Below are 9251 nucleotides of genomic sequence, written 5' to 3' on the forward strand. Positions count from 1 at the left end.
AGACAATCGGCTACATCATTGGGCTTTTCCTGAAAGAGTAACTATCTGCGCTGATATTGGTATATTTTGCCAATAGAAAGTATGAATTATAGCCAAAACTATCAATTAAATTGATTTAACATGAGTGGATTGATAGAGGGAAGAAATCGGGAAAAATGACCAAGCATGGCGTAATTAAATCAATTAGCTCTCCACGTTTATCTTCATATCGAAAGATTTTCGGCTGTAAGTCTGATGATGCATGTATTCACTATTATCACTGGAACTTAGCATTAGCATCTGAGCTTTATATTTTGCTTAGTACCATTGAAGTATGCTTAAGGAATAAAATTCATGTAGCTCTTAGTGAAGAAGTTTCACTTAAGTTCAATGGAGCAGTAAACAGTAATTTTGCCTGGTATGAGCATTTCAGCTTTATTGAGGTAGATAGGAAAGGAAATAGAAAAAAAGATTACAAGGGTGAAGATATTTTTACCGAAACCGGTAAAGCTTTTAGGAAAATCACCCATAAAGGTAGGAGAAACCTAAATCTATTGCCCCAGATTGTTATTTCCAAGCTTGAATTTGGTAAGTGGTCTTATGTTCTGTCTGCCAAGAAATACAACAACGGCGATCTAATAGATTGGCATAAGCTTTTCCCTCTTATCTTTCCCTATTTCATTAACATGAGCCCGGATAAGCATCATCAGATGATTATTGACCATATCAAGGTTGTACGGGACTGGCGCAACCGGTTGGCTCACCAGGAGCCTGTATGGAAGTTTGGGGATGTAAAAGGCCCTATTAAAGGTGAAATAAAGCTGCCTGAGCCAAAAAACCAGATTGAGGTAATTCAGCGTCTAGGTGGTGAGATTCGACGCGCACTGCAGCTGCTCTCATGGCTATGCCAAGATACGCTCTCTCACTACAAGGGAACCAAGTCTTATCAAAGACTGATGCACTTGGCCAGCCAAGAAGGCATCGATGGGTTTTCATATTAAAGTGTCATGCCGAGCGCATGACATCTGCTATATTTGGTAAACACCAACAAAAGAAAAGGGCCAATCATTTCTGATTGACCCCTTTCATATCTCTGCCTACAGATACCAGTCAATAACACTCCTTGGGTTAAAGACCTTATGAACTAAATCACCAGTTCTGTAAGACTACAAGAACATATTAACAATTTAATTTTTCATTGTAAACTAAAGTTGTCATTGGAACAGGCTAGACCAGAACCCTTTTTTAGGTGCTCCCCCGTCATCAGACTTATTTTGTGCCGCGGTATCTGGTGTAACTCCATGTAAATCTTTGTCTACCGGCGATGTCGACTCAGCCTTAGGTGTTACATCCTCACTTGGCTGGACATCATTTTGAGCAGACGGCGTATCTGGTACCGGTACAGGTTCTTCAGATGGCTTAGGTGCCATAAGTAGACGTTGCATCATCTCAATTTGATTTTGATAAAACTGCTCACGATCCAGTGCTACTTCTTCCCTATCCTTGGCCAATCGCTCACGATCCATAGATAAGCGTAACTGCTCTCGAAGAATGTCTACCTGCTCCCTAAGCATGTCTACCTCCAAGGAAGGCACTGTATCTTCTGGATTTATCGATGTAACAGGCTTGTTTCTTGATGCTGGCTCACCAAATACCCGGATTGCTTCAGCAAGGTCTATTTTGCCATCTGAGTTCTTGGATAATTCGCCCTTATTAATGCGCTTGTAAACTGTCTGTCTATTGAAGCCATACAGTTCGGCAACTTCTATCACGGAAAGCTGTGTTGTCATGTCTTAATCTTCTAATTTCAGGGGTGTAAACATCTGTCTATTGGTGACATGGGGTGGATGTCTACCAAGTAAACCTCTTGAGCATAATCTAAAACCCGAGCAAATATCTACATATACGGCGTTGCTATAGGATGTTTCGATGGGTGGGGTATATATAGATCATTATTTTTCATAGGCGAAAAAAATGCCAGACATGACCCTGGCATTCTGTGTGCAAGTCCGAACTAGATTCAGATCCGGTGTTGTTATCCACCAGCATGCACTTCGCCCACCCCTGAACGATTAGACAATAATAACATACCCGCCAATGGCGTTGGTACAACGAGTGTTCATCGGGTGTTAAAAGCAAAAAATCCTTAGCTTATTCAGCAATACTAGCAGAGAGTGATTGATAAATTTTAGAGGCCAAATCAAAGTTAATTGTATGCTTGCCATGTGGTGTTGCTTGAATAAAAGTTCGCATTTCTTGTGGAGAAAATGAGAAGTTAGATGGCAATCCTAATTTTCTCTTCGCAGCTCCATCAGCAGCATTACACTGACCACATATTAAAGTTTCAGAGAATCGGTGCTGGCCATTCTCAAAGGGAGCAACAGAGTGATCATGATGCTTATGTAAAGCAGCAACCCAGTCCATGAATTTGTGCGGAGAAGCAGGAAATCTTAGAGTCCATTTCATGATTTGAAATTTATTGCGCCCACACGCAGGACAAATCCATCCATCATCTATTGATGCCCATAAATTGCGATAATGAAGACCAGTATGGCTGCGATAGTCTTCATGTGTAGGAATCTTTACTTTCATTAATTATCTCAATATGGCCCAGCTATTATATTAGTACCTTTTCGCTCTGATCCACCAGGCGGTGGCGCAGGTATGGGGTGAATTTTAAATATCACCCTTTGCAATAAAGCTCCTCAAAAAAGAGGAGCTTATGCTGCACGTCATTTTTGACAGCCCTTTTTGGCTTCCACTTTTTGGTGGAGCCCAAATCCATACTAACCATCTTTAAGATGGTCAGTAGAATTTCAGATTTTAAATCCGCAATTCAAATGCTGAATTAACTTGGCTGGCCAAGTGGTAGAGCAAGTCACTTGGTCACATTTAAAACGCGAGCAAGATTACTCATATCCCTCAGTGGGGGAAATGGTCCCGATCCGAAAAACCTCGAAATGCTAACTAAACTTTAAGTGTAGTGGAAAGGAATACCACCTGGCCAACACCAACCTAATAGCTGCATGGTCAAGATGACCATGCAGATTCATCTATCATGACAACTGAATAAATAGACAACGTATTGAGAAATTAAGATGCCCTGATAAATTTAAAGCGCTCAATTTTGAGCTTTGCTTTGAAAACAATAAGTTACAGAACGGAAAGCCTAGAAAATTTTACCAAGTAGACGGCGGTATAGGGGCATACTAGGGAAATAAGCTATACCGGAAAAACACAACTATCTAAAAAAAATTAAAAAATAATTCATTAATTTTCAGTTAATTATAAGTATGTATTTTTTTACATCCAATTAGCCATAAAAATTTAGTAGGCTGTTTTCAATACATTCAAAGGAAATAATTATGAACATCTTAAATCATTATTTAGGTGCTGTTTTAGCTGGTATTCGAGAAGGCAGGAAAATAACACAAACCGAATTAGGCCAGAGCCTTCGGTGCAGTGGTAGCTTTATTTCAAATATAGAGCGGGGTAGTAATGGAGAAATTAGCAGGGATATGGTTGAGTTTTATTCCCAGCACTTACAAGTGCCAGTTGATGAAATTTATAATGTAGCTATGGAATATCAGATCGAATATTCCAGTCGTGATGGGATGTTCTACGAGATAACAAGAGATATTATAAAACGGAGACTAAAAGCTAAATATGATCAAGAACGGCTTGATCCTAGAACGCGGACTATTTTTGATAGACGAATTCGGCATTAACGATCAGCAGATTATCCAGAATCTAGGGAATGACAGCGCAAAATTACGCTGTCATATTTTTAAGCCTCACAAAACCTAACATTGGGATCTGATAAGACCTGGAATCATAACGGCACTCATTTTGAGGGTCATTGTCATTGATTGTGGTCGATCACTGGGGCTTGGATCATCTCCCCAAAAAATGGGAGATTGATTGGCTTATGCCATGTTTGGGTGTGTATTGGATTATTGAAAATCGGGTGAATGTGCCAGGATAAAATTATTAAGGGATTTAGCCAAAGCCCTACATAAAAAATTTAAATCGAAACATGGCATAAGGTTTATATTTTGATGTGGTAACAGGAAATCACTATTACAGGTTTTGATGTGGTAACAGCATTTTTTTGATGTAGTAACATAGTCCAAGTATATAAAATGATCAAAAGTACGGACATGGCCCTTATATACCTGTTACACGTATTGTGTATCACGGAACACAGGTTTTAGACATCAAAGCCGCCCTATTTTGTACCCCTATTTTATCCCTAGTTTTAGGCTGATTTCCCTATCATTCCTTCTATTCCCGATTGGCTCATTTTGACCCAATCAATAGAATCAATACGGTGCGATCTACTACGAAATTATCGTAGTGAATAGTTTGAGTATTATTGGTATCGCTTATTATTGTTTCGGTATTTCCCAAAGCGATAGATACTTTGATTTTGGTATATGCTGAAATCAATCTTTCATCCCAGGTATTGAATAAACGTAGCTTAAATGGGCGTGCACGAATCGTTAATCTACGCGCTGTGCTATTGGGAATTTCCTCAAACCCAAACAAAACCCAATTGGTTTATGTTAATCACCGTCTGGGCATAGATGCTTGGCCTTCTTGGCAGATCTGTTAGCCTTGCTACGGATAGGGCTTAAACTGGATTTTAATGGGCGTTCATAAGTCTCTAATTCCGAGTATTTGCTTTCCGTGGGTCTGCCTAGCTTATCCATAAATGCATTATGGAATGCTATAGATGCAGCATTGTACTGACGCTCATATTCATCATGCTTTGCAACCATAGCCTGGAACGTCCTCTTATTCTTATTAAGTGGCTTATGTATCTTATTAATGAATGGAACCTGGTCACAATCTAATGGCCATCCGAGTTTTATGCGCATGCTTTGCATATTGAGCTTGGCAACATATCTCTTAGGACATTGCTGAATCTGATAATTGAGTTGATGGCAGTGCCTGCAATGGAATACACCATCAGCCAGATAAAGTTTTGCTACACGCTTACTACAGCCATGATTAGGGCATAAGAACCAGTACCGATGTTTTCCGAAATTGCATGGTGTGGACGTTACCTTGATGTACCGTTGTATCGCTTGGCCATCAATTGCATATTGGAGGGCAAGTACGCCGTCCTGGTGAAGATAACCTACACTCCCGACGATATCACCTTTACCATTCTTCCAAACCCATGTACCTGCAGCGCCGTCTGCCAGTGAATTCGATTTGGCCATAGATCGGCTATCTATACTTAGATAATCCTCCACCATACGTTTCTTGTCTTTTTTCATGCATAAAACTCACAATATTTGCCATGAAATACACGCTAGATACCCCTTGATTGCATTTTTAAGCCTGTTTTTGGCATGAAATTGCATAAAAAGCGCATCAATTTACCCTTATTTGCACTAATTATGCATGAAAACCCCATGTTTTTAGCACCTTCGTCAACCAAGATAAAATGACTATTTAAATTATATTTATCAATAAATTGCTGTGAAATTGGTAAAAATGTGTTGCACTATTTTCCTAATGATTTAGATAAATTTTGATAAAAAACCATAAGTCGGGGCTATTTCTGGACATTCTTCAGGCTAATTACTCACCATACGCATCTATGCATACCATGATCCAGATCTGGATGATCCTTGCTTATCTCCGCCCGTTTCTTTCTCAATTTCATGGCATGACAAAACATGGCATTTAAGGCCTATTATCCAAAGCCCAAAAATTTAGATCAATAAGTACTCATGTCTACCGTTACACAGCCGGAAACTGTGCGTTTCTGACATTCCATACCGTCCGTTTCTGACATTTTTACTGTGCGTTTCTGACATATTTGGGGATTTTTAACCGTCCGTTTCTGACATTTTTACTGTGCGTTTCATACTTTTTCTAAAAGCGTTACTGAGCAAAATTTAAAATATTTTGTATGAAGTAGTAGTGCTAGATTTGTTTGTTCTTGATGAATCTTGATGGAATTAGATTTCCTCAAAATAGCGGAAAACCTTGCTGCATATAGCTTTGAAGCTGTTTTCATGGTCTTTCTGCTGGTTGCCCATCAAGGAAACGAAATAAGCGCCGTAAAGAATAATTGATGGTGTTTTGTTTTACGTAGTTTTACGAAATCAATTTCATTAAATTGCTATATGCCTTGATGTAACTGGCATAGAGAGCATTTTCCATAAATACGCCGTAAAACAAAAACTATCTGGATGGATTTTAAATCTGGACAGGATGTACCTTGATGTACCTTGATGAAATCGACCATTTCTTCTTTGACGTACTTTGACGAAAGCAAGTTTTATGAAAAGCATATAAAAGGGCTGTGCTCTATGGCTGATAAGGCTTATAGGAGATTTTATAGAATATTTACGGCATACCTTGTCAAAGTAAGTTTTTAGCTAATTTACCTTGACGTACCTTGACGAAATGCAGTTTTAATAAAATGGCTGTAATGCTTATCTGATAAGGTTTTGAAGTGGTTTTTAGGGTGCTTTTTGGTGATGTGCTGTCAAGGTAATGTGCGTGAATGCTGTATCGCTAAAATACGGCGCTTTCATTCAGCTTCATTGGGTTTCAGGTGGCCTCAGCAGTATCTGCAGTATTCCGTGTTATTAATATAGTTTAGATAACTTCAAGGTGGGACCATATGAGCACAACCAGAGTTGCAATAGATTTCAAAGGAGATCCTGACAGTTCAGTCGGAGTTGATTTTCCTGTAATGCCACGTATAGGTGAGAGGATATCTTTAACGATTGATGGTGAACTACATGAAGGCCGGATAGAGGATTTAGTGCATGAGATGGAATTGAACAGCGGATCTGATGAAAAAGCAGGATTCCTTTATCGCTATGTGAGAATTACTGTGGATCCATCTAATTAATTCATCTGCCAAATAGAAGGGTAGCATTTCAAATGTGACCCTTCTGGATTTCAAATCTGAAAGGGTTGTAGTGAAATATCCACTGATAAGCAGTGAGATGCGATCCAATGCATAGCTAAAATACAGATACCTATCACATCTATTTACGATGCGTTACTTCGGTATATTGATTTAAACGGAATAGCTTGAGCCTCATGCCCACATCGAGCGCACTGGCTATTAAACCCTGCATAGTAGATCCGCATTAACTCGGTAATAGTTTTAGTTTCTAAATGCTTAAGTGTGCCTGGATCTGAGCTCAATAATTTAATCTGGCTTATTAGTTCTTGGCGCTCGGTCTGATAACGAAGAAAATCTGCTTCCATCTCAATTTATCCACTTATTTTTTTAAATAGTACCTTATTGAGCCAATCAAGAGCCTTAATGATTGGTCTACTAGTCTCAATCTTCAGCTCATTAAAGCGATTCTTCGTTTGTTGCCTCTTATGATACATCAGTGCTTTTGCATCGTCCTCACAGCAAAAACCCTTGGCTTTAATTTGCCTATCAATAAGCTTTATACACTCTCGATGGTTTAGATTTTTCATGCAGACTCATCCTGACCAGATATACCCACATTGTACCGATAAAGCACTAAGAATTGATTGAAATCCATATCCGGAATATATGGGTGTGTCTATGTGGGGATTTATTACGGCGCTTTGACACCAGTACCGCCGAATAGGATGCCCCTTTTAAAGGTACTAGGGCCTTAAAACGGGTCTGGTTAGCCTATATTAACTACTTTTCACTCATGGTCATCACATCACTACGCCAAGACGGCGCACAAGCAAATAATGATGGAGTGATTACAGAATAAGGTCATCATTCGCCATAGGAGAGAATAACGCTACCAATGACAATATTGGCTATTCATTTCTGATCAAGCTGGAACAAAATAGTGCTTAAAAACAAAATACAGAATTGGCTTAATGCAGAATTAACCGCCCTAGTGGGTCTATTGAGTCATACAGAACGAGCAGACAAAAGGTATTGGATGATCCATGGCGCTCTAACATCTTTTAGGCAGATGGATCTAATAGATCGTGATGACTTTCTCTCCTACATTAAGCAGCTAGATAAAATCCATGTAGGACCAATCATTCCTCCTAAATAAGACATGCTTAAACGATCACATGGTGAACGCAATTTTGCGCTTTGCTTTAAAAACAAAGTGTTAAAGGCATGTTTTCTCCATGTAACCTTATGTCTATTGGGGCGCATTTGTTATGTAACCTTTTAGACAATAATTTCCACTCAATACTATAAAAGCCTTTTTAAATTAAAGGTTTTACTCGGTGTCTACTCTTGTATTTGGTAGAATGTAAAGTGTCATTTCGACATGTAGCTCTTTGTTGTGACAGGCCAAGAGATAACCAAGTAAGGATTATGTATGAGTGGGAAAAATTTAACTTTTAAACTGGTGATGGATGCTGATACAAAAGGCTTCGTGTCTAATGTCCAGCAGTCTGAAAAAACCGCAAAAGCCCTCTTTGATGCGATAAAAATAGAATCAGATAAACTTAAAACAACATCAGCTGAGACCGCCAAAGAAGTCGGTAAAATTGTACCAGATGACCTCCACAAGAAAGCTGATCAGGCGAAAGGCAAGTTAGGTGAGGTGTCTCAGGCAGCTGGCGAACTGCAAGGTCAAGCTATTCAGGCGGCCGGCAAGATTGATGGCTTAGGCAATGAGCTTCAGGACACAGCCAATAAAGCCAATAAAGCTGGATTTGAGCTTGGTAGTGCCATTCCAGGTGACGCTGTTCAGTTAGCAGAAATGCTAGGCAATAAATTCTTCTCTGCCGCAAAAGAGATTGAAGCCTTAGGTGATAAGTCGACCATTAGTGCCGGTGAACTTCGCGCAATGTCTAGTGCAGGTGAGCAGGGTCTCAATGAGCTAAATTTGGCGCTGAAAGCCGCTCAGGCTGAATTAGTTCGTCTACAAAGCACTGATGGCACCTTGCAAGATATTGAGATTGCCAAGCAGCGTGTTTTAAGCATTCAAGATGCCATTAACGAAGCATCTAGTGCATTCAATTATTATCAGGGTGTCGCTATCAATGCCATGAAGGGCGTGGATGGTGCCACCCAATCAGCTATTAACCAGGTACAACGCTTTAGCGCCGTAGATCTAACCGGCGTAGTGGGAGAAGCACAGACCGCTACCCGTGCCATTGAAAGTATGGGTGACGGCGCAAGCCTCAGTACCAAAGAAATTGAACGTATTGGCAGCATTGGCACCAATAGTATTAATACCCTAGAGCGTGAATTACTGACAGCAAGAAATGCATTTTCGGCACTAGAGCAAAGCAGTGAAGCTGTAACACTTAATGAGATTAAGGCAGCTGGT

7 protein-coding genes and 1 pseudogene are annotated in these 9251 nt (G+C 39.8%); 4 read left to right on the forward strand and 4 right to left on the reverse strand.

Going from position 1 to position 9251, the window contains the following annotated elements; translation table 11 throughout:
* The first annotated feature begins 155 nt into the window (after positions 1 to 155).
* On the forward strand, positions 156 to 980 hold the full coding sequence (locus ACIG3F_RS13240) for an Abi family protein (protein ID WP_085064611.1): 825 nt from the start codon (positions 156 to 158) through the stop codon (positions 978 to 980).
* A gap of 213 nt (positions 981 to 1193) precedes the next feature.
* Here the strand turns inward: ACIG3F_RS13240 and ACIG3F_RS13245 are convergent, their stop codons facing one another.
* Positions 1194 to 1769: a plasmid replication DNA-binding protein gene (locus tag ACIG3F_RS13245; protein ID WP_396470264.1), complete on the reverse strand. Its 576-nt coding sequence runs from the start codon at positions 1767 to 1769 to the stop codon at positions 1194 to 1196.
* 361 nt (positions 1770 to 2130) lie between these two features.
* Positions 2131 to 2571, reverse strand: a complete 441-nt coding sequence (locus tag ACIG3F_RS13250) for a hypothetical protein (RefSeq protein WP_396470265.1) — start codon at positions 2569 to 2571, stop codon at positions 2131 to 2133.
* A gap of 773 nt (positions 2572 to 3344) precedes the next feature.
* Here ACIG3F_RS13250 and ACIG3F_RS13255 point away from each other — a divergent pair.
* Positions 3345 to 3707 carry a helix-turn-helix domain-containing protein gene (locus tag ACIG3F_RS13255; protein WP_101161123.1) on the forward strand — a complete coding sequence of 121 codons (363 nt, stop codon included), beginning with the start codon at positions 3345 to 3347 and terminating at the stop codon, positions 3705 to 3707.
* Between the two features lie 837 nt (positions 3708 to 4544).
* Here the strand turns inward: ACIG3F_RS13255 and ACIG3F_RS13260 are convergent.
* A complete protein-coding gene (locus ACIG3F_RS13260) occupies positions 4545 to 5264 on the reverse strand; it encodes a hypothetical protein (protein WP_396470266.1) in 720 nt (239 codons plus the stop codon).
* 1361 nt (positions 5265 to 6625) lie between these two features.
* Here ACIG3F_RS13260 and ACIG3F_RS13265 point away from each other — a divergent pair.
* On the forward strand, positions 6626 to 6859 hold the full coding sequence (locus ACIG3F_RS13265; protein WP_085064616.1) for a hypothetical protein: 234 nt from the start codon (positions 6626 to 6628) through the stop codon (positions 6857 to 6859).
* Positions 6860 to 7230: 371 nt separating this feature from the next.
* Here ACIG3F_RS13265 and ACIG3F_RS13270 read toward each other — a convergent pair whose 3' ends face one another.
* Entirely contained in the window at positions 7231 to 7446 is a 216-nt protein-coding gene (locus ACIG3F_RS13270) for a hypothetical protein (RefSeq protein ID WP_396470267.1), read from the reverse strand.
* Positions 7447 to 8291: 845 nt separating this feature from the next.
* Between ACIG3F_RS13270 and ACIG3F_RS13275 the strand changes: the two are divergent.
* A pseudogene (locus ACIG3F_RS13275) lies at positions 8292 to 9251 on the forward strand (tape measure domain-containing protein); the annotation flags it as partial.

Origin of the sequence: Acinetobacter sp. NPDC052428, assembly GCF_044547685.1 — a bacterium.
GTDB classification, from domain to species: Bacteria; Pseudomonadota; Gammaproteobacteria; order Pseudomonadales; family Moraxellaceae; genus Acinetobacter; species Acinetobacter lwoffii_G.

Excerpts from the sequence above, each read along its gene's own strand:
- ACIG3F_RS13265 (WP_085064616.1), top strand. The coding sequence starts at position 6,626 with ATGAGCACAACCAGAGTTGCAATAGATTTCAAAGGAGATCCTGACAGT.
- ACIG3F_RS13255 (WP_101161123.1), top strand. The coding sequence starts at position 3,345 with ATGAACATCTTAAATCATTATTTAGGTGCTGTTTTAGCTGGTATTCGA.
- ACIG3F_RS13245 (WP_396470264.1), bottom strand. The coding sequence starts at position 1,769 with ATGACAACACAGCTTTCCGTGATAGAAGTTGCCGAACTGTATGGCTTC.
- ACIG3F_RS13250 (WP_396470265.1), bottom strand. The coding sequence starts at position 2,571 with ATGAAAGTAAAGATTCCTACACATGAAGACTATCGCAGCCATACTGGT.
- ACIG3F_RS13270 (WP_396470267.1), bottom strand. The coding sequence starts at position 7,446 with ATGAAAAATCTAAACCATCGAGAGTGTATAAAGCTTATTGATAGGCAA.
- ACIG3F_RS13260 (WP_396470266.1), bottom strand. The coding sequence starts at position 5,264 with ATGAAAAAAGACAAGAAACGTATGGTGGAGGATTATCTAAGTATAGAT.
- ACIG3F_RS13240 (WP_085064611.1), top strand. The coding sequence starts at position 156 with ATGACCAAGCATGGCGTAATTAAATCAATTAGCTCTCCACGTTTATCT.